Raw genomic sequence first — 22,912 nt, 5'->3', positions numbered from 1 at the left:
AGGGGACGCACTGAAGGTGGCTGGCATCGCTGATGCGCTGGCCTTGAGACGCGGACGAGTGCTGGATATGAAACGTTATACAACCGCGTCTGCTGGCGCCGTCCGCAAGGATGGGGCTGGAGGCGCCGAGGCCGGCATTATAGCATCGGCAGCGCCCCTCTCCCCGTTCTGTTGCGTGAAAACGACTCGCCAGGCCGCCAAAACACGGTCATGCGGCCGCGTTCACTTCAGCTTGTCGTACAACAACATTTGCCCGTCGCGATCCCAGGCCAGTTTGCCATCCTCGATGCCGATGACGGCGTGGAAATCGCGCATGCCCGGGCGCGGCGGATACAGCGCAAAACGCAACAGGCCTTGCCGGGCCGGCAGTTTCACCGTGGTAAAGCCCGTTTCCGGATGGGACAGCACCAGGTGGCGCAGCGGCCCCGCAATCGGCACCTGCCACGGCTGCGTGCCGCTGATGCCATTGGCAAACGCGGGCGCATCGCCCAGCGCCGCCAGAGCGATATCGGGCACGGCCTCGCCCCGATATTCGACGATGATGCGGGCCGGGCCCGTGGTGGCGTCGCCGGAGCGCGGCGGCAACAGCGCAAAGGACGCATCGGGCGAGGCCCCATCGCCCTGCAGCAGCAATTCGCCGTCCAGCACCGACCAGCGCCCCTGCGCCGCTTGCTCATCGGCGCCGTACAGCATCCGGTAACTGAAACGCCCGTCGGCGCGCAGCACGATGTGCGACGCGACCTCGGCCCTGTGCCCCAGCGCATAGCGTCCCGGCAAGCGCCGTTGCAGCGCCAGGTCGGCAGCCTTGTCCTTGTGCGCGGGTGCAGCGGCAACCTCGGCGGGCGGCACCCGCCAGCCGCCCGCCGCCAGGATGGCCAGCATGTCATCGCGCCCCGCGGCGCGCAGCGCGCTCCAGTCCTGCGGCGCGAGTTGGCGCAGGCTGCCGGCCAGGCGCGGCAGGCGCGCAGCGAAGCGCTGGCCCAGCCAGCCGGCAAGCATGTGCTTCGGTTCGTCGGCAAAGGCGGCAATCAGGCGCGGCGCCATGGCGGGGTCGCACTGTTGCGGCGCGGCGGCAAAGCCATGCTTGAGCAACAAGTTCCAATACGCATCGGACGCGTGCAAGGCAATGTTGACCAGGTTCGACGTGTCCGGCAGGCATACCTTGTCCAGCGACAGCGTCGAGTCGCGCGTGACGAGGGCCAGCATATCGGGATTGAGGCTGGCGGCGGCCAGGTCCAGCGCGCCACCCCATGGGTGATCCATGCTTACCTCGATCCGCGCGCCGCGCGCGAGGAACAGGCGCGCGGCCTCGGTGTTGCCATTGAGAATGGCCTGTTCCAGCGCGCTCTTCTGATTGGCACCGCGCCAGTTCGGGTCCAGCCCCAGGTCCAGCAGGCGCGGCAGCAGGTCGTCGCGCCGCGCGCGCAGCGCCTGCCGCAGCACCACCGCATCGCCCGGCGCGCGCCGCACACTGTCGGCACGCCGCAACATGCCGTGCTCCAGCAACAGCGGCGCCAGTGCGCGCTGCGGCGACTGCACGGCGAGCAGGGCCGCGTTCAAGCCCAACTGGCTGGCCGGCAAGCCGGCTGCCAGCATCAGGCGCACCCGCTCGACGCCGGCCGCATCGCGCACGGCACGCAGCGCCTCGTCCAATGGCGACCACTTGATGTCTGCCAGCGGCTGGCGCGCCGCCACGGCCGCCAGCAGCAATGTCAGCACGGCATTATTGTCCGCCGTCGGCGGCAGTTTCAGCGCCAGCCGCAATACGGGGAACTCGCCGCCCAGCGGATCGGCGCCCAGGCCCAGCAACAGCTTGACCATCGCCGCGTCGCTATTTTCAACGGCCGCCAGCAAGGGCGGACGATAACCGTCGCTGACGACGGGCGCGCCCATCGCGGCCAGGCGCACGACCCAGTCCGGTCGCTGGCTGCGCACCGCATGCCACAGCAGCGTCTCCGTTTCCAGGTGCAGCGCATCGAGCGTCCCCAGCGCTCTCCTGTGCGACTCTTCGGCTGCGGGGCCGACTTGCTGCCATGGCATGCCGGGCTCCACCAGCTGGCGCAGCACGTCTTCGGACGCCGGCTGATGGTTGTACATGGCGCGCATCGCCGCGTCGAGCCAGCGATCCTCTCCCTTTGCATCATGGCGGGGCACGCGCTGCTTGAGCCAGTCCAGCACGCCGGCGTTGCCCGCTTCGGCGGCGTAGGCGTACAGCGACTTGCCCTGGTCGTCGATAGACGGCGTGGTGCCGGTGGCCAGCATTTTATCGAGCACTTCGGTGCCGCGCGTCTGGCCCAGCAAGCGGCTCCAGAGCATGTCATCGGCCAGCGGCCGCTCGGCTGGCCGCGCCGCGCCGTCTTTCTCCGTCTTTTTCTGTGAATGGCGCAGCTCCGCCATGCGCTGGTCGCCCACCAGATAGGGCAGGCCCGAACCGGCGTCCAGCAAGGCGATCATGTTCGCCGTGCGCTCATCCGCGTCGAGCAATTCCGGCAGCGTGCCCGCGGCTTCCTGCTGCAGCGCGTATTCCAGCGGCGCCAGCGTGTCATTTCCGGCGCCGTAGTGCCGGACATCGGCGCCATGGGCCAGCAACAGGCGCACCATCGCGGCGTTGCCATACATGGCCGCCAGGTGCAGGGGCGCGACGCTACTGCCCCCGGTGCCTTCGCCGACCGGCACGCCGCGCTGCAACAGCAGCGTCATCATGCGCAGCCTGGCCGGCAGCAGCGCGGCGTGCCGCCCGCGTTGCGCCTGGCGGTGCGCCCGCCGCTGCACCTGTTGCAACAGAGCGTCGTCCAGACGCGGTTGCGCCTTCTGCCATGCCGATTCGGCTTCGACCAGGCTGTACGCGGGCAAGATCAAGGCGTGCAGCAAGGTGCGCTCGCCGATCCGGTAAGCGCCCGGCTCGGCGACGCCGGCCAGCAGTTTGCCGAAGGCCGCTTCATCGCCCTCGCTGGCAGCGTCGAACAGCGCCGTCACCTCTGGCGTCGGCGGCAGCTTGTCGCGCGCCTCGCGCACATAGTGGATCACGCGTTCCATGCCGTGCACCGAGACCTGCGGCAGCGGCATGCCCACCTTCCACGCCCGCGCCAGCTGATCCGCTTCGGCGTTTTGCGCCGCATTCATCGCCTTTGCCCAGCCGGCCACGCTGGCGGCGGCCCCCTGCTCTCCGCCCGCCGCCGCCAGCTGGCTCAGCATGGAAGCGAGCACATAGTCCTGCGGCACGCCCCGATCCATGCCGTACATCACGGCCAGCTGCAGCTGGGCCTTGGCGTGGCCGCTTTCGGCGGCCTTGCGCAGCCAGCGGGCGGCCTGCTTTTCATCCAGACCGCCCGTGCCTTTCCAGCACAGCAAGCCCAGCTGGTAGGCGGCTTCCATGTTGCCGGCCTCGGCGGCGCGGCGGTACCAGTCCTGCGGCGAACGCTGTCCCGTCAGCGACGTCGCCGGCAGGGGCGCGCCCCGCTTCCAGCTGGCAGCCAGGCGCACGGCTTCATCGACCTGGTCCGGCGACATCCTGCCACGCTGCGCCGGCAGGGACTTCTCCATCGCGGCCGCGCCGCTCCACTCCCTGTCTTGCTGCGCCAGCAGGTTGAGTGCATATGACAGCACCCGGTCGGCCGGCACGCCTTCGCCCCGTTCATACATTTGCGCCAGTTGCGCCATCGGTTTGCCGGCGCCCTGCGACGCCAAGCGGCGCAACCAGGGCAGCGCGCGCGCAGGATCCTTCATGCTGCCCGACCAGCTCGTATATAAGGAAACCAGTTTCTCCTGTGCAAGGCGATCGCCCCCCTTGGCCGCCAGCAGATACCAGCGCCCGGCATCGGCATCGCTGCGCGCCACGTCCGAACATCGCTCCTCGCCCATGTAGATATCGCCGAGAACCTTTTGCGCCTTGATATTGCCGCCCAGTGCCGGTCCGTGCAATTGGGCCACGGCGTCAACGCAGCGCCCGCGCTGGAAAGCCGCCATCCCCTCCGAAACGCCGGCGCACGCGCCTCCGGCAGCCAATCCGGCGCCGAACACGGCCAATTGCCACATTTTTTTCATGATTGCCTGAATATTCAAATAATGTTGCAAAGATGATAGCTTGAAAAAAATACAATGAGGCAATATTGCGCAATCGTGCGCGGCTTTTCGGGCCATCCAGGCCCGCTATTTGCTGCGCATGCTTTATGCACGCCTTATAATGGTTCCTTTTGCCAATCACACGCCAAATCATGGAATTAGCCAAGTCTTTCGAGCCCGCCGACATTGAACAATTCTGGCGCACCGAGTGGGAACAGCGCGGTTACTTCACCGCCACCCTCGATGCGGGAAAACCTTCCTTCAGCATCCAGTTGCCGCCGCCGAACGTCACCGGCACCCTGCACATGGGCCATGCGTTCAACCAGACCATCATGGATGGCCTGACCCGCTACCACCGCATGCTGGGCCACAACACGGCCTGGATACCCGGCACCGACCATGCGGGCATCGCCACGCAAATCGTCGTGCAGCGCCAGCTGGACGCGCAAAAGATTTCGCGCCATGACCTGGGCCGCGAGAAATTCGTGGAAAAAGTGTGGGAATGGAAAGAAAAATCCGGTTCCATCATCACCGGCCAGATGCGCCGCCTGGGCGCCTCGGCCGACTGGCAGCGCGAATACTTCACGATGGATGAACCGCGCTCGAAAGTCGTCACCGACGTCTTCGTGCGCCTGTTCGAGCAGGGCCTGATCTACCGCGGCAAGCGCCTGGTCAACTGGGACCCCGTGCTGGGCACGGCCGTGTCCGACCTGGAAGTGGTGTCCGAGGAGGAAGACGGTTCCATGTGGTACATCAAGTACCCGCTGGCCGACGGCAGCGGCTTCCTGACGGTGGCGACGACCCGTCCTGAAACCATGCTGGGCGACGTGGCCGTGGCCGTCGATCCGACGGACGAGCGCTACACGGCGCTGGTGGGCAAGATGCTCAAACTGCCGCTGACGGACCGCGAAATCCCCATCATCGCCGACGAATACGTCGACAAGGAATTCGGCACCGGCTGCGTGAAGATCACCCCGGCGCACGACATGAACGATTACGCTGTCGGCCAGCGCCACAAACTGGCGCAGATCGTCATCCTGACCCTGGACGCGAAGATCACGGACGACGCGCCGGCCGCCTACCGCGGCATGGACCGCTTCGCCGCGCGCAAGCAGATCGTCGCCGACCTCGACGCGCAAGGCTTGCTGGAACAGGTCAAGCCGCATAAATTGATGGTGCCGCGCGGCGACCGCACGGGCGTCGTCATCGAGCCGATGCTGACGGACCAGTGGTTCGTCGCCATGAGCAAACCGGCCCCGGAAGGCACCTTCTTCCCAGGCAAGTCGATCGCGGAAACGGCGCTGGACAAGGTCGCCAATGGCGAAATCAAGTTCGTGCCGGAAAACTGGAGCACCACCTACAACCAGTGGCTCAACAACATCCAGGACTGGTGCATCTCGCGCCAGCTGTGGTGGGGCCATCAAATCCCGGCGTGGTACGACGACAAGGGCAATATCTTTGTTGCCAAGACGGAAGCCGAGGCGCAAGCCAAGGCCCTGGCCGCCGGCAGCACGGGTCCCTTGAAGCGCGACGACGACGTGCTCGACACGTGGTTCTCGTCGGCCCTGGTGCCGTTCTCGACGATGGGTTGGCCTGAAGAAACACCGGACATGAAGGCCTTCCTGCCCTCGTCCGTGCTGGTCACGGGTTTCGACATCATCTTCTTCTGGGTCGCGCGCATGGTCATGATGACGGCGCACTTCACGGGCAAGGTGCCGTTTGAAACCGTCTACGTGCACGGCCTGGTGCGCGATTCGACGGGGCAGAAGATGTCCAAGTCGAAGGGCAACACCCTGGACCCGATCGACCTGATCGACGGCATCGACCTGGAAGGCCTGATCGTCAAGCGCACCACGGGCCTGATGAACCCGCGCGACGCGGAAAAGATCACCAAGGCGACGCGCAAGGAATTCCCGGAAGGCATTTCGGCCTACGGCACGGACGCCGTGCGCTTCACCATGGCCAGCTACGCCTCGCTGGGCCGCAACATCAATTTCGACCTGGGCCGCTGCGAAGGCTACCGCAACTTCTGCAACAAGATGTGGAACGCCACCCGTTTCGTCATGATGAATACGGAAGGCAAGGATTGCACGGCCAACGATGTTGATCTGTCGCAAGCGGACAAGTGGATTATCTCGCTGCTGCAAAAGGCGGAACTGGACGTGGCCAAGGGCTTCGAAGACTTCCGTTTCGACAACATCGCCGCATCGATCTACAAATTCGTGTGGGACGAGTATTGCGACTGGTACCTGGAAGTAGCCAAGGTGCAAGTACAGCAAGGCACGGAAGGCCAGCAGCGCGCCACCCGCCACACCCTGCTGCGCGTGCTGGAAGTGGTGCTGCGCCTGGCCCATCCGGTCATTCCGTTCGTCACGGAAGCGCTGTGGCAGAGCGTTGCGCCGCTGGCCGGCAAGCTGCCGACGCCAGAAGGCGAGCCCAAGGGCGTGTCCATCATGATGCAGCCGTATCCGATCGCCAACACCGACAAGATCGACGAGTCGGCCGAAGCGTGGATGCAGCAGCTGAAAGCCTTGACGGACGCGACGCGCAACTTGCGCGGCGAAATGCAGATTTCGCCTTCCGTGCGCGTACCGCTGATCGTCGAAGCGGGCAATGCGGCGGAAAAGGCCGCGCTGGCCTCGTACGCACCGTACATCCAGTCGCTGGGCAAGCTGGCCGACGTGCAGATCGTCGATGCGTTGCCGGACTCGCCTGCGGCCGTCGCCATCGTCGGCACCACCAAGCTGATGCTGAAAGTGGAGATCGACGTGGCGGCCGAACGCGAGCGCCTGGGCAAGGAAATCGCCCGCATCGAAGCGGAAATTGCCAAGGTCAACAGCAAGTTGGGCAATGAAAGCTTTGTCGCGCGCGCTCCGGCTGCCATCGTTGCGCAAGAAAACGAGCGTTTGCTCAGTTTTTCGGCGACAATTGAAAAACTGCGCGAACAGTTTGCTAAACTAGCCAGCGCATAAGGCAAGTTTGGAAGGATTGCGCGGCGTTTCCGTGACGCCGCGCAGTACCGCTGGTCTTGCCTTGGTATATAACTGTTCGTGACCCGATCAAAAAAAAACCATTGGAGACTGGCAATGCATAAAATATTCAAAGCGAGCATCACAGCAAGCATCATGATGGCCGCCCTGGCCATCGCCGGCAGCGCCGCCGCGCGCGACGGCAACTTCACCCCCGTGGGCACATGGAAAACCATCGACGACGCCAGCGGCAAGCCGAAATCCCTGATCGTCATCACGGAAAGCAACGGCGTCTTGCAAGGCAAGATCGACAAGCTGTTCCGCGGGCCTGACGAAGATCAAAACCCCAAGTGCGACAAGTGCACGGGCGCCAAGAAAGACCAGCCCATCATCGGCATGGTGATCCTGTCTGGCCTGAAATATGATGGCAAGGAATGGACGGGCGGCGAAATCATGGACCCTGCCAATGGCAAGACCTACAAGAGCAAGGCCGAGCTGACGGAAGGCGGCACCAAGCTGCAAGTGCGCGGCTATGTGGGCGTGCCGATGTTTGGCCGCTCGCAGACGTGGGTGCGCGAAGAGTAAGCAAGCCCCTGCCCTGTCGAAGCCGGCCTCGCGCCGGCTTTTTTACGTCTGCGGCGCTGCCGGCTTGCGGTGATGCTTGCTCAGATGCCGGTCCAGGCTGTTGGCGAACTGCTGCCGGTCGGACTGGCTGAAGGCGGCCGGGCCGCCCGTGTCGACGCCGCCGCTGCGCAATTCTTCCATGAAGGCGCGCATCGTCAGTTGCTGGGCGATATTGTCTTTCGTGTAAAACTCGCCGCGCGGGTTCAGCGCAAAACCGCCCTTGGCCAGCACGTCGGCCGCCAGCGGGATGTCGCCCGTGATGACCAGGTCGCCGGGATTCAACAGCCGCACGATTTCCTGGTCGGCAACGTCGGCACCGGACGGCACTTGCACGGTGCGGATGAAACGCGAGGGCGGCACGCGCAAGCCCTGGTTCGCCACCAGGGTGAGCGGCAACTCCAGGCGGTCGGCCACGCGGTACAAGATTTCCTTGATGACGACGGGGCAGGCATCGGCGTCGATCCAGATCTGCATGTCCGGCACGGCCTGCTGGATGCCTTCCGCCATCACAGTTCCCACGCTTCGCCGCCCGGGCCCATGCGCGGCGCGCTGACGCCGAAGTGCAGGTAGGCGGCCGGCGTGGCGACACGCCCGCGCGGCGTGCGCTGCAAAAAGCCTTGCTGGATCAGATACGGTTCCAGCACGTCTTCGATGGTGTCGGCCGCCTCGCCGATGGCGGCGGCCAGATTGCCGATGCCGACGGGGCCGCCGCCGAACTTGAACAGCACGGCTTCGAGCAATTTACGATCCATCACGTCGAAACCGGCGGAATCGACGTCGAGCATGGCCAGCGCGCGGTCGGCCACCACCTTGGTGATGTCGCCATTGCTTTTGACTTCGGCGAAATCGCGCACGCGGCGCAGCAGGCGGTTGGCGATGCGGGGCGTGCCGCGCGCGCGCTGGGCGATCTCAATCGCGCCTTCCGGATCGATCGGTGCTTTCAGCAAGGCGGCGCTGCGCGTGACGATCTTCGTCAGTTCGCCCGTGTTGTAGAACTCCAGCCGCGCGACGATGCCGAAGCGGTCGCGCAGCGGGTTGGTCAGCATGCCGGCGCGCGTGGTGGCCCCCACTAATGTAAACGGCTGCAGATCGAGTTTGACGGAACGGGCGGCTGGGCCTTCGCCGATCATGATATCGATTTGATAATCCTCAAGGGCCGGATACAAAATCTCTTCCACGACAGGCGACAGGCGGTGGATTTCATCGATGAACAGGACGTCGTTCGCTTCCAGGTTCGTCAAAATCGCCGCCAGATCGCCCGGACGCTCGAGCACGGGGCCGGAAGTCTGGCGCAGATTGACGCCCATTTCGCGCGCGATGATGTGCGCCAGGGTCGTCTTGCCCAGGCCCGGCGGGCCGAACAGCAAAGTGTGGTCGAGCGCTTCCTTGCGCTGGCGCGCGGCCGTGATGAAGATCTCCAGCTGGTCGCGGATCTTTTCCTGCCCCACGTACTCGTCGAGCTGCTTCGGGCGCAAGGCCCGTTCGATCGCCTCTTCATTGTGCGAGATGGGCGCCGCGTCGATGATGCGCTGTTCCGTGAAGCTGTCGGTCTGGATGCTCATGCCCTATCAGCCTTTCGACAGCGCTTTCAGCGCCAGTTTGATGCCGTCCGACACGCCGCTGCCAGCCGGCACGTTTTTCACGGCCGCCAGCGCTTCCTTGTCCGAATAGCCGAGCGCGACCAGCGCGTTCAAGATGTCCGATTGCGCGTCCGGCGCCGCGTGCGCGCCCAGCGGACCGAGATCCGCACCGATCTTGCCCTTCAATTCCAGCAGCAGCCGTTCCGCCGTCTTCTTGCCGATGCCCGGCACTTTCACGAGGCGGCCCGAATCCTGCAGCGTGATGGCCTGCGCCAGGTCGGCGATCGTCATGCCGGAAAGAATCGACAGCGCCATGCGCGCGCCCACGCCCGTGATCTTGATCAACTGGCGGAACACGGCCCGCTCGGCCGCATTGCCGAAGCCAAACAGCAGATGCGCATCTTCGCGGATGGCCTGGTGCGTGAACAGCACGACTTTTTCGCCCACGTGGGGCAAGTTGTAAAAGGTACTCATCGGCACGTCGACTTCATAGCCGACGCCCTGGCAATCGACCAGCAATTGTGGCGGATTTTTTTCGAGCAAAATACCGGAGAGACGGCCTATCATCGCGTGTTCCTAATGTTGTGTATCGTAGTTTTTATTGATTATGAGGGCCATGCCGCAGTTAACCAACTAAACGGCCGCGCTTCATGCGCAAGCCTTGCAGCTGGGGTGCCAGCGCACCGATCATGGCCAGCGCATCGACGCTGTTGGCGTGGCAAATGGCCACGCCCAGGGCATCGGCCGCATCCGTGCCGGGCAAGCCGGGCAAGGACAACAGCCGGGAAACCATCTCCTGCACCTGCTCCTTGGCCGCCTTGCCGTGGCCCGTGACGGCCTGTTTTACTTGCAGGGCCGTGTATTCGGCTACCGACAGGTCAGAATTGACGAGTGCGCAAATGGCCGCGCCCCGTGCCTGGCCCAGCAGCAAGGTCGATTGGGGGTTGACGTTGACAAACACTTTTTCGATGGCCGCGCAATCGGGCCGGTAGGTGCCGACGATTTCGCTCACGCCCTGCAGGATGATCTTCAGGCGCGGCGGCAATTCCCCTTCGGAACCCGTCTTGACGGTCCCCGACGCAATATAGCGCAGCTTGTTGCCGTGTTTTTCAATGACCCCAAAGCCGGTCGTGCGCAGGCCAGGATCGATGCCAAGAATAATCATCGCCAGATTCTATAATGAATACGGCAGGCACCGGTGAATAACCGGTGCCTGCCGTTTTGTCACATTCAAAGAAGGTGGAATAAACCGTGGCGAGCGGCGATGCGGCGTGGCCGAGAAGCGCAACTGTGCTGGAGCACAGTGAGCATCGCAGGCCGCGCCCCGCGCCGCGCAGTAGGTTTAGACCGCCTTCTTAATGACGGAAGTGACGCGTGCCCGTGTACAACATCACGACGCCGCGCTCGTCCGCCGCATCGATCACTTCCTGGTCGCGCATGGAGCCGCCCGGGTGAATGACGCAGGTCGCGCCCGCGTCGACGACGACGTCGAGGCCGTCGCGGAAGGGGAAGAAGGCGTCCGACGCCACCACGGAACCCGTCAGCGACAGGCCCGCGTTCTGCGCCTTGATCGAGGCGATGCGGGCCGAATCGATACGGCTCATCTGGCCGGCGCCCACGCCCAGGGTCATGTTATTGCCGCAGAAGACGATGGCGTTCGACTTGACGAATTTCGCCACTTTCCAGGCGAACATCAGGTCGGACAATTGCTGCGGCGTCGGCTGCAGCTTGCTGACGACGCGCAAGTCGCCGATGCCGACGTTTTTCGCGTCCGGCGATTGCACCAGCAGACCGCCGCCGACGCGCTTGAAGTCCATGGCGTTGACGCCGGCGCCCAGCGCAATTTCCAGCATGCGCACGTTTTGCTTGCTCGACAGAATCTGTTTCGCTTCGGCGGAGAACGACGGGGCGATCAGCACTTCCACGAACAGCTTGGCGATTTCGCCGGCGGTGGCGCCGTCGAGCTCCGTGTTGAAGGCGATGATGCCGCCAAATGCCGAGGTCGGGTCCGTCTGCAGGGCGCGCGCATAGGCTTCGGCCGCGTTCTCGCCCAGGGCGACGCCGCACGGGTTCGCATGCTTGACGATGACGCAGGCCGCGCTTTGCTCGAAGCCGCCCAGGCTCTTCACGCATTCCCAGGCCGCATCGGCGTCGGCGATGTTGTTGTACGACAATTCCTTGCCCTGCAGCTGGCGGTAGTTGGCCAGTGCGCCGTCGGTGGTGACGAGGTCGCGGTAGAAGGCGGCGCTCTGGTGCGGGTTTTCACCGTAGCGCATGTCTTGCACCTTCTCAAATGCAACGTTCAGGATTTGCGGATAGGCGCCGCGCTCGGCGTGCACTTTCGTCGGGCCCAGGCTGGTCAGGTAATTGGTGATGGCGCCATCGTATTGCGCCGTATGCGCAAAGACTTTTTTCGCCAGCATGAACTTGGTGTCGTAGCTCACGTCGCCCGCCTTGCCGTCGGCCGAGCGCAGCTCCGCCAGCACCGCGTCGTAGTCGGTCGGATCGCAGATGACGACCACGTCCTTGTGGTTCTTGGCTGCCGAACGCAGCATGGTCGGACCGCCGATATCGATGTTTTCGATCGCGTCTTCCAGGGTGCAATCGGCCTTGGCCACCGTGCCCTGGAACGGGTACAGGTTGACCACCACCATGTCGATGGTCGGCATGTCGTGCTCGACCAGTTTCGACATGTGCTCAGGGAAATCGCGGCGCGCCAGGATACCGCCATGCACTTTCGGGTGCAGGGTCTTCACACGGCCATCGAGCATCTCCGGGAAACCCGTGTAGTCGGCAACTTCCGTGACGGGAACACCGTTGTCTGCCAGCAACTTTGCGGTGCCGCCGGTGGACAGGAGGTTGACGCCGAGGGCAGACAGGGCGCGGGCGAATTCGAGAACGCCGGTCTTGTCGGAAACGGAGAGGAGAGCTTGTTTGATCATGGCTGTGGCTAGGTGGTTAAGTGTTCTTGGCGAATGGCGCAGCGCTCAGCTATCGGGCTGGCCCGCTGCGGCGGATTCAAATCTTGGCGTCACTTGCATGCCGGCATTACAGCAAACCGTGCTCCTGCAATTTCTTGCGCAGGGTATTGCGGTTGATGCCCAGCATCTGCGCGGCGTGCGACTGATTGCCATCGGCGCGTGTCATCACGACTTCCAGGATGGGCTTTTCCACGGTCAGCACGACCATGTCGTAGATATTCGATGCTTGCTGTTCGCCCAGGTCATTGAAGTAATCTTCTAGACTTTTCTGTACGACTTCCTGAATGCTTTCTTTGCTCATTTTTATGCTTCAACCGGCTGAACACCTGGCCATCCGGCGCCGCGCCGCTCATGCGGTCCGCGTGCTGCCCTCTGGCCTCGGTGTTGTAATTAATATTGCATGACGCTCTGTATAGGCGCTCGCCCTTGTATTACTTATAACTTATTACCTGACTTCCCTGCTATCTGCTCATGCTGCCGTGGCCATAGGTTGGATCACATCGATCAGGCCACTTTCACTGGATTCGGCGAGGCGGTATTGTAACCGTTCGCCAAATTTCCATTGCGACTCAAAAAATTGATCGACAGCCAGCAATTGCGCTTCCGTCGACTCCAGCAAGTTCATTTGCTGGCGGAACGCCTCGCCGCCTTCCAAATCCTTGACATACCAGCCGATGTGCTTGCGCGCCGTGCGCACGCCGAGGAATTCGCCGTAAAACGCGTAATGGGCGCGCAAATGCTCGTCCATCAGGTTGCGCACTTCATCCACATAGGGCGCCGGCAACAAGGTGCCGGTACGCAAGAAATGGTCGATCTCACGGCAAATCCACGGCCGGCCCTGCGCCGCGCGGCCGATCATGACGGCATCGGCGCCCGTTTGATCGAGCACAAAGCGGGCCTTCTCCGGACTGGTAATGTCGCCATTGGCCACCACGGGGATGCCTACCGATGCTTTCACAGCGGCAATAGTTTCATATTCGGCATCGCCCTTGTAGCCATCGGCGCGCGTGCGGCCGTGCAGGGTCAGCATCTGGATGCCGGCTTGCTCGGCGACGCGGGCGATTTTCAGGGCGTTCTTGTTTTCGCGGTTCCAGCCCGTGCGAAATTTCAGGGTGACGGGCACGTCAACGGCGTTGACGACGGCGTGCAGGATCTTTTCGACCAGGCTTTCGTTTTGCAGCAGGGCCGATCCGCACCAGCTGTTGCACACCTTTTTGACGGGGCAGCCCATGTTGATGTCGATGATCTGCGCGCCCCGGTCCACATTGAACTTGGCGCAATCGGCCAGGTCTTGCGGATCGGCGCCGGCGATCTGCACGGCTTTCGGCTCCATTTCGCCTGCGTGGTCCGTGCGGCGCGAACTTTTTTCCGTCGCCCACAGGCGCGGATTCGACGCCGCCATCTCCGACACGGCGTAACCGGCACCGAGCTGCTTGCACAACTGGCGGAAAGGCCGGTCCGTCACGCCCGCCATGGGAGCGACGAAAACGTTGTTGCGCAGAATGTGAGGGCCGATTTGCACTGAAGAACCTGGAATGGACGGAGGAACCTGCTATTTTAACCGATTCCCTGCCTATTTAATAAGCACTATTTTTTTGCTTCAGTGCGCCAGAGCGGGCGCCGCGCTTGTGCAGCACAGCAAAACTGGCCGCCCGGGGAGTGAAGTAAGGACTTAGCCCAGTTCGTCCATCGCGGGCGCGCTCAGGTGTTCGATATTTCCCCAGTGCACTAAATGCAGCTTGCCGTCCGCATACGAAAAACGGTTGACGCTGGCATTCCTGACCTGGAAGTCGCGCGGACTGTCGAGCGCCATGCCGACCGCCTCGCGGTAGGCGCACTCGAGCACGCCGCCGTGGGCCACGATGGCGATCGTCTGGCCGTCATAGCGTTCGGCCCAGCGGGCGATGGCGCCATTCGCGCGCGCATAGAACTGGCGGAAGCTCTCCGCGTCGCGCTCGCCCGACGGCATCACGGCGTCGATCTGGCGCGATTGCCATTGCGCATACTCGTGCGGATAGCGCGCGGCAATATCGGCATACAGCAAGCCTTCGAAGGCGCCATAGCAGCGCTCGCGCAGCAGGGGGTCCGTCTGCACGGGCAGATTTTTCAATTGAGCAATGGCTTGCGCCGTCTGCTGCGCCCGTTGCAGATCGCTGGCGAGGATGGCGGCCAGCGGCTCATCCGCCAGCGCCTGCCTCAGCGCGCAAGCCTGCGCCAGGCCCGCCTCGTTCAGGGCGATGTCGATATGGCCCTGCAGGCGGCGGCCCGCATTCCAGGCCGTCTCGCCATGGCGTATCAGTAAAATCGTGGTGCTCATGCTTTATTTCTTCAGGGTAAGTGCCAACTCGGGGTTGAGCGAGTAGGCGACGACGAGCTGGGCTTCGTCGAGGATGTGGCCGTACATGGCGGCATGGGCTTGCTGTCCCGTAAAACGCTCGGGCAGCGTCAGGCGCGGCACGTCGAGCGCATACAGGCGGAAGATGTAGTTGTGGATGCGTTCGTCATTCCACGGCGGGCACGGGCCATCGTAGCCGTAATAGTCGCCGGCCATGGCGGCATCGCCGGCAAACCAGCCCGTGTAGTCGTTGAGGCCCTGGCGCAGCCCATTAGCTGCAGCCTTGCCGCGCGGCGTGATGCCGCTGGAAAATTCCCCGGCGGCAATGGAGCGCAGAGCGGGCGGCAAATCGAGCAAGCTCCAGTGATAAAAATCGCCGCGCGGCGCCGCCAGCGGCACGACCTGGCCTTCAACATTGACGCGGCTGGCATCCTGCGGCGCATCGGGGTCGATGCAGAACAGCACCAGCGACTCGGTGCCGTTGGGCACCTCGTCCCAGGCCAGGTGGGGATTGCGGTTGCCGGCAAGGCGCACGCGGCTGGCCGGATCGATCTCGGCAAAGGCATAGTCGGCCGGCATCAGGCCGCCGTCACGAAACGTCTCGCTCCACAATTTCATCTGCTGTCCCCTTGTTATTAGTTACTTGTCAGTTAGTGATGCAGCTACCGGCACTATTTGGCGTTAACCTGCAGCCAGAAAGTCACCGGCCCGTCATTCGTCAGCGACACCTGCATGTCGGCGCCGAACTGCCCCGTTTGCACGCTCGCGTGGCGGCTGCGCGCCTGCTCCACGAAATGCGTGAACAGGCGCAAGCCGTCCTGCGGCGCGGCCGCCGGCGTGAACGACGGGCGCGTGCCGGACTTGGTATCGGCCGCCAGCGTGAACTGCGGCACCAGCAGCAAGCCGCCGGCCACGTCCGTCACGCTGCGGTTCATCTTGCCCGCCGCATCGGCAAACACGCGGTAGCCGAGCAGCTTGGTCAACAGGGCATCCGCTTCCTTCTCCGTATCGCCGCGCTCGGCGCACACGAGCACCATCAGGCCGGCGTCGATGGCGCCGACGGTGGCGCCGCCGACGTCGACCTTGGCCTGCGTGACTCTTTGCAGCAGCGCGATCATGCCGTCAAGGTGACGCGCGCGAAACTGCGCTTGCCAACTTGCAACACGAACTGACCGGCTTCCACTTGCAAGCCCTTGTCGCTGATGACGGTGCCGTCAATGCGCACGCCGCCCTGGTCGATCTTGCGCATGGCTTCCGACGTGGACGGGCACAGGCCAGCCTGTTTCAGCAATTGCGGGATGCCCAGCGGCGCGCCGGCCAGGGTCACTGCCGGGATATCGTCGGGAATGCCGCCCTTCGAGCGGTTGACGAAGTCGGCCAGCGCATCTTCGGCTGCCTGCTGCGAGTGGAAGCGGGCGACGATTTCTTGCGCCAGCGCAACCTTGGCGTCGCGCGGATTGCGGCCTTCCTCGACTTCGCGCTTCAGCTGTGCCAGTTCGGCGATCGAGCGCCACGACAGCAGCTCGTAGTAGCGCCACATCATGACGTCGGAAATGCTCATCAGCTTGGCGAACATGGTGTTGCCCGGTTCCGTGATGCCGATGTAGTTATTCTTCGACTTGGACATTTTTTCCACGCCGTCCAAACCTTCCAGCAGCGGCATGGTCAAAATACACTGCTGTTCCTGTCCGTACTGCTTTTGCAGTTCGCGGCCCACCAGCAGGTTGAACTTCTGGTCCGTGCCGCCCAGTTCCAGGTCCGATTTCAGGGCCACCGAGTCGTAGCCCTGCATCAGCGGGTACAGGAATTCGTGGACGGAAATAGGAATGCCGCCCTGGAAGCGTTTGGTGAAGTCGTCGCGCTCGATCATGCGCGCCACCGTGTAGTGGGAGGCGAGCTGGATGATGCCGCGCGCGCCCAGCGGATCGCACCACTCGGAGTTATAGCGGATTTCAGTCTTGCTGGCGTCCAACACTAAAGATGCTTGCGCGAAATACGTCATCGCGTTAATCTCGATCTGTTCCTTCGTCAGCGGCGGACGCGTGACATTACGGCCCGAAGGGTCGCCGATCATGGAAGTGAAGTCGCCGATCAGGAAAATGACTTGATGGCCGAGGTTTTGCAGCTGGCGCATCTTGTTCAGTACCACGGTATGACCCAGATGCAAGTCTGGTGCAGTCGGGTCCAGGCCCAGTTTGATGCGCAGCGGAACGCCCGTCTTCTCGGAGCGGGCTAATTTTTGCGCAAATTCGCTTTCGATCAAGAGTTCGTCGACGCCACGCTTGGTAATCGCGAGGGCTTCTTGTACTCTGTCCGACAGCACAAGCGCGGTCTGAGCGGCGTTAGCCTTTGTAGGCGATGCGGTGGTGTTGATTTCCATAAAATTTGACTATAAATCTCAAAATGGTGGTAGGTTTGCGGAGTTTGCTATAATGCTCGATCCCATCAATCTTGCCGTATGAAAACGAACCAAAATAACAATAACAAAGAGCACTAGTTCAGGTCACGTTCAAGGGCAAATTTTAACTGATTGCATGAACCCTATACATAAAATCACAGGCTCGCGCTTGTACACACAGCTGACGACGACACGCAAGGCACGCATTATCGGCGCGTCCGCAGTGCTGCTCGCCGTGGCCGCGTTCGGCGCGGTCGCTGTGTCGCCCATGGCGCCCGACGCATCGGACTTGCCGGTCACGTCCATCGCCCAGAACCTGGAAATGCCGGATATCACCTCGCAAATTTCCGCGATGGAACAGGTAGACCAGAATTTCACCCACGAAGAAAAAGTCCGCGCCGGCGATACCCTCGCCACCCTGCTGACCCGTCTTGGCGTGGATGATGCGGCGGCCGTCAATTTCATCAAGACCGACAAGATTGCGCGCGGCGTGATGTTGCTCAAATCGGGCAAGCGCGTGCAAGCGCAAACGTCCGAAACTGGCGAACTCAACTGGATGCGCGCCACCCTCGTCGACAGCAACGACAAGTCGGTCAAGAACATCCTGATCACCCGCAAGGGCGACAAGTTCGTGGCCACGGAAGTGGCAGCCCAGCTGGAACGCCGCGTTGAAATGCACGCGCGCAAGATTACTTCCACCCTGTTCGCCGCCACCGACTCCAGCCTGGACGGCACCCGCCTGCCAGACTCGATTTCCGCGCAAATCGTGGAAATGTTCTCCACCAATATCGACTTCCGCTCCGACCTGAAACGTGGCGACTCGTTTAATGTTGTCTATGAAACATTCTGGCAAGATGGCGAATTCGTCCGAGCGGGCCGCATCCTGGCCGGTGAATTCACCAACCGCGGCACGACTTACCAGTCCGTTTGGTTCGAAGACCCAGCCAGCAAGCAAGGCGGCGGTTACTACAGTTTCGACGGCAAGTCCCTCAAAAAAGCCTTCCTGAAATCCCCCCTCGAATTCTCCCGCATCTCGTCCGGCTTCTCCATGCGCGTGCACCCGATTTCCGGCAACTGGAAAGCACACAAAGGCATCGATTTCGCTGCAGCAACTGGCACGCCTATCCGCGCTTCCGGCGACGGCGTGGTCGATTCCGTCGGCAGCCAGAACGGCTACGGTAATGTTGTTGTGCTGAAACACTGGGCCAACTACACCACCGCCTATGCCCACATGAGCCGCTTCGCTTCGGGCCTGAAAAAAGGCCAGAAAGTGAGCCAGGGCGATGTGATCGGCTATGTCGGCACGACGGGCTGGTCCACGGGCGCCCATTTGCACTATGAATTCCGCGTCGGCGGCGTGGCACAAGACCCAAGCAAGCTGAACGTACAAGCCCAGGCGCCGCTGACGGCCGCCGAGCTGAGCCGCTTCCGCATGGTGTCGGCTGACATGATGCACCGCTTCACCCTGCTGCGTCCGAACGACACGGCACTGGCTTCGCGCTAAGCAATACCGCCTTCGGGCAACATACAAAGGCACCGCCCATGCATTGGCCGGTGCCTTTGTTTTTTCCCGCGTGCGTACGGCGCAAATGCGGCACAATGCCATCCATCACTGACGCATTCAAGGAACACCCATGCTTTATATCGGTCTGATGTCCGGCACCAGCCTGGACGGCGTTGACGGCGCGCTGGTCGACTTTGCCGACGATGGCGGCGTACGCAGCCTGGGCGACGCCTATATTGCCTTTCCCGCCAGCCTGCGCGCCGACCTGATGGCGCTGCAAAGTGCTGGCCAAAATGAAATCGAACGCGAGGCGCTGGCGGCCAATGCGCTGGTGCGCCATTATGCCGACTGCGTCGCCACGCTGTTGCGCGACGCGGGCATCGGCCCGGACGCCATCGCCGCCATCGGCGCGCATGGCCAGACCATCCGCCATCGCCCCGAACTGGGTTTTACGCGCCAGCTGAACAACCCGGCCCTGCTGGCCGAACTGGCGGACATCGACGTCATCGCCGACTTGCGCAGCCGCGACGTGGCGGCCGGCGGCCAGGGCGCGCCGCTGGTGCCCGCTTTTCATCAAGCCATCTTCAACGAGCCCGGCCATACGCGCGTGGTGGCCAATATCGGCGGCATCAGCAATATCAGCGTGCTGCACGGGGACGGCAGCGTAACGGGCTACGACACGGGCCCCGGCAATGCCCTGATGGACGGCTGGACCCTGCTGCACCAGGGCCAGCCCTACGACGCCGACGGCGCCTGGGCCGCCACGGGCAAAGTCTTGCCTGCCCTGCTGGCGGATTTGCTCAATGACCCGTATTTTGACTTGCCGGCGCCGAAAAGCACGGGCCGCGACCTGTTTCACGCCGACTGGCTGCAAGGCAAGCTGGCCAATTATCCGGCCGCCCTGCCCGCCGACGTGCAGGCAACCTTGACGCAATTAACGGCCGCCAGCCTGGCGCAGGCCATCGCGCGCGACGGGGCGCAGGCGGAAAACGTGTATGTGTGCGGCGGCGGCGCGCAGAACGCCACGCTGATGGCGGCGCTGGCGCGCGAATTGCCGGGCATGGCCGTGGCATCGACGGCAGCGCTGGGCGTGGCGCCCAGCCAGGTCGAGGCGCTGGCGTTTGCCTGGCTGGCCTGGCGTTTTACACAGCGCAAGCCGGGCAATTTGCCGGCCGTGACGGGTGCGCAGGGCTTACGGGTACTGGGCGCGCTGTATCCACGTTGATGTGAAACAATTGCTCCAGAAACACAAATAGCGGATCGATGATCCGCTATTATTATGCTGCGCGTGGAAACCGGCGCGCGTGAAAAACGTTCAGGGCAAGGCGCATTGCCGAAGACAGTACGAATAGTACGGCAAGGCAATGCAACGCCGCCATGGACGTTTTCTCAGGTGTGCCAGCTTAGACGGAGAACGACGAACCGCAACCGCAGGTAGACGTAGCCGTTGGGTTTTTAATCACGAACTGCGCGCCTTCCAGGTCATCCTTGTAGTCGATTTCCGCGCCGACCAGGTACTGGTAGCTCATGGAATCGATCAACAGCTGGACGCCGTTCTTGACCATGGTGGTGTCATCTTCGTTGACGATTTCGTCGAAGGTGAAGCCGTACTGGAAGCCGGAACAGCCGCCGCCCTGCACGAACACGCGCAATTTCAGGTCGGGATTGCCTTCTTCCTCGATCAGCTGCGCGACTTTTTCGGCGGCGCTATCGGTAAAGATGATAGGCGAAGGGATCACATCTTGCATTTCAGCGACTGCATTCATTTCAGACTCCTCAGAAAACATAGCCTCATTATAGACTGTTGGCACAACTCGCGCTGCGGCGGCCGCAGAGGCGGCTGGCCGGTGTTGTTCCTGCTCACATTTCCGACACGGCCAGGTGCAGCACGGGGTCGGCGCTGTCGTGGCGACTGAGCTTGCCTTGCACCAATGCGCCGCTGTGCATTTCCAGCACTTTGTAATACACCTCTCCCACAATGCGGGCTTTGGGCTGGATTTCAAGCATTTCGGACACGTACACGGGGCCGTTGATCTCGCCGCTGACGACCAGGCTCGAGCAGCGCACCTCGCCGTCGATGCGGCCCGCCTCGCCCAGCACCACATACGTGGGCTCGCCCGGCTCGCCCGTGACGTTGCCGCGCACATGGCCGTCGATGCGCAGGCCGCCGCAAAACAGCAAATCGCCCTCGATCCGCGTCGAGGCGCCGATCAGGGTGTCGATGGGGTTTTTCGCGTTGCGCTCGAACATGAACGTCATCCTGTTGGTGTACGTGGCAGTCCAATCTATCACAGGTCCGGCAAAAAGGCGCCGGACCTGCGCAAGCACGGCTGCCTATTTTTATGGCAGCAAGGCGATGTGTTGCAAACCGGCAGTTTCTTTCAAGCCAAACATCAAGTTCATGCATTGCACGGCCTGGCCCGAAGCGCCCTTGACCAGGTTGTCCTGCACCACCAGCACGATGACGGTATTGCCGCCTTCGGGACGGTGCAAGGCCAGGCGCAGCATGTTCGAGCCGCGCGTGGAGCGGGTTTCCGGGTGCGAGCCGAACGGCATCACGTCGACGAAAGGCTCGTCCTTGTATTGCTCTTCAAACAATGCCTGCAATTCTTCATTGCTGACATCCTTGTTCAGCTGCGCGTACAGGGTCGAATGCATGCCGCGGATCATCGGCACCAGGTGCGGCGTAAAGGTCAGCGCCACTTTTTCTTCGGTGAAACGCTGCAGTTGCGCCGTCGTTTCCGGCAGGTGGCGGTGGCCGGCCACGCCATAGGCCTTGAAGCTGTCGCTGCTTTCCGAGAACAGGATGCCGATTTCCGCCTTGCGGCCGGCGCCGGAAACGCCCGACTTGCAGTCGGCGATCAGGCCGCCCGCGTTGACGAGGCCCGCCTTGAGCAGCGGATAAAAACCCAGCTGCATGGTGGTCGGGTAGCAGCCGGGGTTGGCGATCAGGCTGGCCTTTTTAATATCTTCACGGTTCAGTTCCGGCAAGCCGTACACGGCTTGGGCTATCAGCTCGGGGGCCGTGTGGGGAATCTTGTACCATTGCTCGAACTTGGCCTGGTCTTTCAGGCGGAAGTCGGCGGCCAGGTCGATGACTTTCACGCCGGCGGCCAGCAGGGCTGGTGCTTGCGCCATCGCAACACCGTGTGGCGTGGCAAAGAAGACCACGTCGCACTGTTCCAGATTCGCCTTGTCCGGCGAGGAAAACGCCAGTTTCACGTGGCCACGCAGGGAAGGATACATGTCAGCAACGGGCAAGCCATCTTCCTTGCGCGACGTAATCGCCGTCAACTCGACATCTGGATGGGTTGCCAGCAAGCGCAGCAATTCCACGCCCGTGTATCCAGTGCCGCCGACGATGCCAACTTTGATCATTTTCTTTCCTTGTGTGTAGGGTACAGATGCAATATGCGGAAGTACGCAGGCTGCCCCGCAGGGGCAATGCGCGTATTTTACAGCGCAACGCCGAGTCACGCTGAAATGCAAAAAAGCCGCGGAACCGAAGTCCAGCGGCTTTTCGACCAGCGCCCCGAAAGGCGCTGTAGCGTAGAAATTAACGCTTCGAGAATTGCTTTGCGCGACGTGCTTTGCGCAGACCAACTTTTTTACGCTCGACTTCACGTGCATCGCGGGTCACGAAGCCGGCTTTCGCCAGTTCCGGTTTCAGCGCTGCATCGTAGTCGATCAGAGCGCGGGTGATGCCGTGACGAACTGCACCAGCCTGGCCCGACTCACCGCCGCCATGGACGTTGACTTTGATGTCGAAACGCTCGACATTGCCGGTCAGTTCCAGAGGTTGACGGATGACCATCAGACCCGTTTCGCGCGAAAAGTATTCGTTTGCTGGTTTGCCGTTAACAACGATCAAGCCTGTGCCAACTTTGATAAAAACCCGAGCCACTGCACTTTTGCGACGGCCGGTTCCATAATTGTAATTACCGATCATGTCAGTTCCTTAGAGAACAAGTGCTTTAGGTTGCTGAGCAGCGTGCGGATGGGAACCTTCCGCGTACACTTTCAGCTTCTTGATCATTGCGTAGCCGAGTGGGCCTTTAGGCAGCATGCCCTTGACCGCTTTCTCAAGCGCGCGACCTGGAAAACGCTGTTGCATTTTCTGGAAGTTGGTCTCGTAGATGCCGCCTGGATAGCCAGAGTGACGGTAGTAAATTTTCTCAGTAGCTTTGGTACCGGTCACACGCAGTTTGCCTGCGTTGATGACGACGATGAAGTCGCCGGTATCGACGTGAGGAGTAAATTCTGGTTTGTGTTTGCCGCGCAGTCGGAGTGCCACTTCGCTGGCAACACGTCCGAGGACTTTGTCCGTCGCGTCAACCACGAACCAATCGCGCTGGACTTCATGTCCTTTAGCGGAAAATGTTTTCATGTTGACTTCCTAATAGATTACACGCTCAAATGGTGGTTCCGACTATGCTGCTGTGCGGACTCTGCCTTATTT

Annotated in this window: 21 protein-coding genes; 4 read left to right on the top strand and 17 right to left on the bottom strand. The window is 62.3% G+C overall.

What is annotated here, in order from left to right:
- Positions 1 to 222: 222 nt before the first annotated feature.
- On the bottom strand, positions 223 to 4,044 hold the full coding sequence (locus AC07VI_RS27345; RefSeq protein WP_492992482.1) for a hypothetical protein: 3,822 nt from the start codon (positions 4,042 to 4,044) through the stop codon (positions 223 to 225).
- A gap of 170 nt (positions 4,045 to 4,214) precedes the next feature.
- Here AC07VI_RS27345 and AC07VI_RS27340 point away from each other — a divergent pair, with 170 nt between their 5' ends.
- Both AC07VI_RS27340 and AC07VI_RS27335 read left to right on the top strand, forming a co-directional pair.
- Positions 4,215 to 7,034 (top strand): valine--tRNA ligase, encoded by a 2,820-nt coding sequence (locus AC07VI_RS27340; protein WP_492992480.1) that lies wholly within the window; start codon positions 4,215 to 4,217, stop codon positions 7,032 to 7,034.
- 114 nt (positions 7,035 to 7,148) lie between these two features.
- On the top strand, positions 7,149 to 7,616 hold the full coding sequence (locus AC07VI_RS27335; protein ID WP_086144905.1) for a DUF2147 domain-containing protein: 468 nt from the start codon (positions 7,149 to 7,151) through the stop codon (positions 7,614 to 7,616).
- Between the two features lie 42 nt (positions 7,617 to 7,658).
- Here the strand turns inward: AC07VI_RS27335 and AC07VI_RS27330 are convergent, their stop codons facing one another.
- The 11 genes from AC07VI_RS27330 to tyrS all read right to left on the bottom strand — a co-directional run bounded on the left by AC07VI_RS27330 (position 7,659) and on the right by tyrS (position 16,931).
- Complete coding sequence (locus AC07VI_RS27330) at positions 7,659 to 8,129, bottom strand: YaiI/YqxD family protein (RefSeq protein ID WP_070312433.1); 471 nt, start codon at positions 8,127 to 8,129, stop codon at positions 7,659 to 7,661.
- Positions 8,130 to 8,161: 32 nt separating this feature from the next.
- On the bottom strand, positions 8,162 to 9,217 hold the full coding sequence (ruvB, locus tag AC07VI_RS27325; protein ID WP_076568314.1) for a Holliday junction branch migration DNA helicase RuvB: 1,056 nt from the start codon (positions 9,215 to 9,217) through the stop codon (positions 8,162 to 8,164).
- A gap of 6 nt (positions 9,218 to 9,223) precedes the next feature.
- Entirely contained in the window at positions 9,224 to 9,802 is a 579-nt protein-coding gene (ruvA, locus tag AC07VI_RS27320; RefSeq protein ID WP_034784779.1) for a Holliday junction branch migration protein RuvA, read from the bottom strand.
- 58 nt (positions 9,803 to 9,860) lie between these two features.
- A complete protein-coding gene (gene ruvC, locus AC07VI_RS27315) occupies positions 9,861 to 10,400 on the bottom strand; it encodes a crossover junction endodeoxyribonuclease RuvC (protein ID WP_086144906.1) in 540 nt (179 codons plus the stop codon).
- A 190-nt stretch (positions 10,401 to 10,590) separates the two neighbouring features.
- A complete protein-coding gene (purH, locus tag AC07VI_RS27310; protein WP_492992477.1) occupies positions 10,591 to 12,177 on the bottom strand; it encodes a bifunctional phosphoribosylaminoimidazolecarboxamide formyltransferase/IMP cyclohydrolase in 1,587 nt (528 codons plus the stop codon).
- A gap of 106 nt (positions 12,178 to 12,283) precedes the next feature.
- Positions 12,284 to 12,517 (bottom strand): helix-turn-helix domain-containing protein, encoded by a 234-nt coding sequence (locus AC07VI_RS27305; protein ID WP_008445162.1) that lies wholly within the window; start codon positions 12,515 to 12,517, stop codon positions 12,284 to 12,286.
- 168 nt (positions 12,518 to 12,685) lie between these two features.
- Complete coding sequence (dusB, locus tag AC07VI_RS27300) at positions 12,686 to 13,738, bottom strand: tRNA dihydrouridine synthase DusB (RefSeq protein WP_086144908.1); 1,053 nt, start codon at positions 13,736 to 13,738, stop codon at positions 12,686 to 12,688.
- 150 nt (positions 13,739 to 13,888) lie between these two features.
- Positions 13,889 to 14,533: a histidine phosphatase family protein gene (locus AC07VI_RS27295; RefSeq protein WP_492992475.1), complete on the bottom strand. Its 645-nt coding sequence runs from the start codon at positions 14,531 to 14,533 to the stop codon at positions 13,889 to 13,891.
- Between the two features lie 3 nt (positions 14,534 to 14,536).
- The gene (locus AC07VI_RS27290) at positions 14,537 to 15,169 is read right to left on the bottom strand and encodes a YbhB/YbcL family Raf kinase inhibitor-like protein (protein WP_099419649.1); all 633 of its coding nucleotides are present in this window, start codon (positions 15,167 to 15,169) and stop codon (positions 14,537 to 14,539) included.
- A gap of 53 nt (positions 15,170 to 15,222) precedes the next feature.
- Positions 15,223 to 15,669: a D-aminoacyl-tRNA deacylase gene (gene dtd, locus AC07VI_RS27285; RefSeq protein WP_086144911.1), complete on the bottom strand. Its 447-nt coding sequence runs from the start codon at positions 15,667 to 15,669 to the stop codon at positions 15,223 to 15,225.
- Entirely contained in the window at positions 15,666 to 16,931 is a 1,266-nt protein-coding gene (tyrS, locus tag AC07VI_RS27280; protein ID WP_086144912.1) for a tyrosine--tRNA ligase, read from the bottom strand. The genes dtd and tyrS overlap by 4 nt, the downstream gene beginning before the upstream one ends.
- A gap of 154 nt (positions 16,932 to 17,085) precedes the next feature.
- On the opposite strand from tyrS, the gene AC07VI_RS27275 reads away from it, so the two are divergent.
- Both AC07VI_RS27275 and AC07VI_RS27270 read left to right on the top strand, forming a co-directional pair.
- Positions 17,086 to 18,453 carry a M23 family metallopeptidase gene (locus AC07VI_RS27275; RefSeq protein ID WP_086144913.1) on the top strand — a complete coding sequence of 456 codons (1,368 nt, stop codon included), beginning with the start codon at positions 17,086 to 17,088 and terminating at the stop codon, positions 18,451 to 18,453.
- Positions 18,454 to 18,583: 130 nt separating this feature from the next.
- Positions 18,584 to 19,678: an anhydro-N-acetylmuramic acid kinase gene (locus tag AC07VI_RS27270; RefSeq protein ID WP_492992472.1), complete on the top strand. Its 1,095-nt coding sequence runs from the start codon at positions 18,584 to 18,586 to the stop codon at positions 19,676 to 19,678.
- Between the two features lie 178 nt (positions 19,679 to 19,856).
- Here AC07VI_RS27270 and erpA read toward each other — a convergent pair whose 3' ends face one another.
- The 5 genes from erpA to rplM all read right to left on the bottom strand — a co-directional run bounded on the left by erpA (position 19,857) and on the right by rplM (position 22,840).
- A complete protein-coding gene (gene erpA, locus AC07VI_RS27265) occupies positions 19,857 to 20,219 on the bottom strand; it encodes an iron-sulfur cluster insertion protein ErpA (RefSeq protein WP_029496047.1) in 363 nt (120 codons plus the stop codon).
- Between the two features lie 94 nt (positions 20,220 to 20,313).
- Positions 20,314 to 20,703 (bottom strand): bactofilin family protein, encoded by a 390-nt coding sequence (locus tag AC07VI_RS27260; protein WP_034785332.1) that lies wholly within the window; start codon positions 20,701 to 20,703, stop codon positions 20,314 to 20,316.
- A gap of 90 nt (positions 20,704 to 20,793) precedes the next feature.
- Complete coding sequence (argC, locus tag AC07VI_RS27255; RefSeq protein ID WP_086144915.1) at positions 20,794 to 21,831, bottom strand: N-acetyl-gamma-glutamyl-phosphate reductase; 1,038 nt, start codon at positions 21,829 to 21,831, stop codon at positions 20,794 to 20,796.
- 178 nt (positions 21,832 to 22,009) lie between these two features.
- The gene (gene rpsI, locus AC07VI_RS27250; RefSeq protein WP_010393285.1) at positions 22,010 to 22,402 is read right to left on the bottom strand and encodes a 30S ribosomal protein S9; all 393 of its coding nucleotides are present in this window, start codon (positions 22,400 to 22,402) and stop codon (positions 22,010 to 22,012) included.
- A 9-nt stretch (positions 22,403 to 22,411) separates the two neighbouring features.
- Positions 22,412 to 22,840: a 50S ribosomal protein L13 gene (gene rplM / locus AC07VI_RS27245; protein ID WP_010393282.1), complete on the bottom strand. Its 429-nt coding sequence runs from the start codon at positions 22,838 to 22,840 to the stop codon at positions 22,412 to 22,414.
- Positions 22,841 to 22,912: the final 72 nt, after the last annotated feature.

The sequence above is a fragment of the Janthinobacterium sp. GW821-FHT03A03 genome, assembly GCF_059421435.1.
Note: the sequence above shows the minus strand (reverse complement) of the source record. Positions and strands in the feature narration are given on the sequence as shown.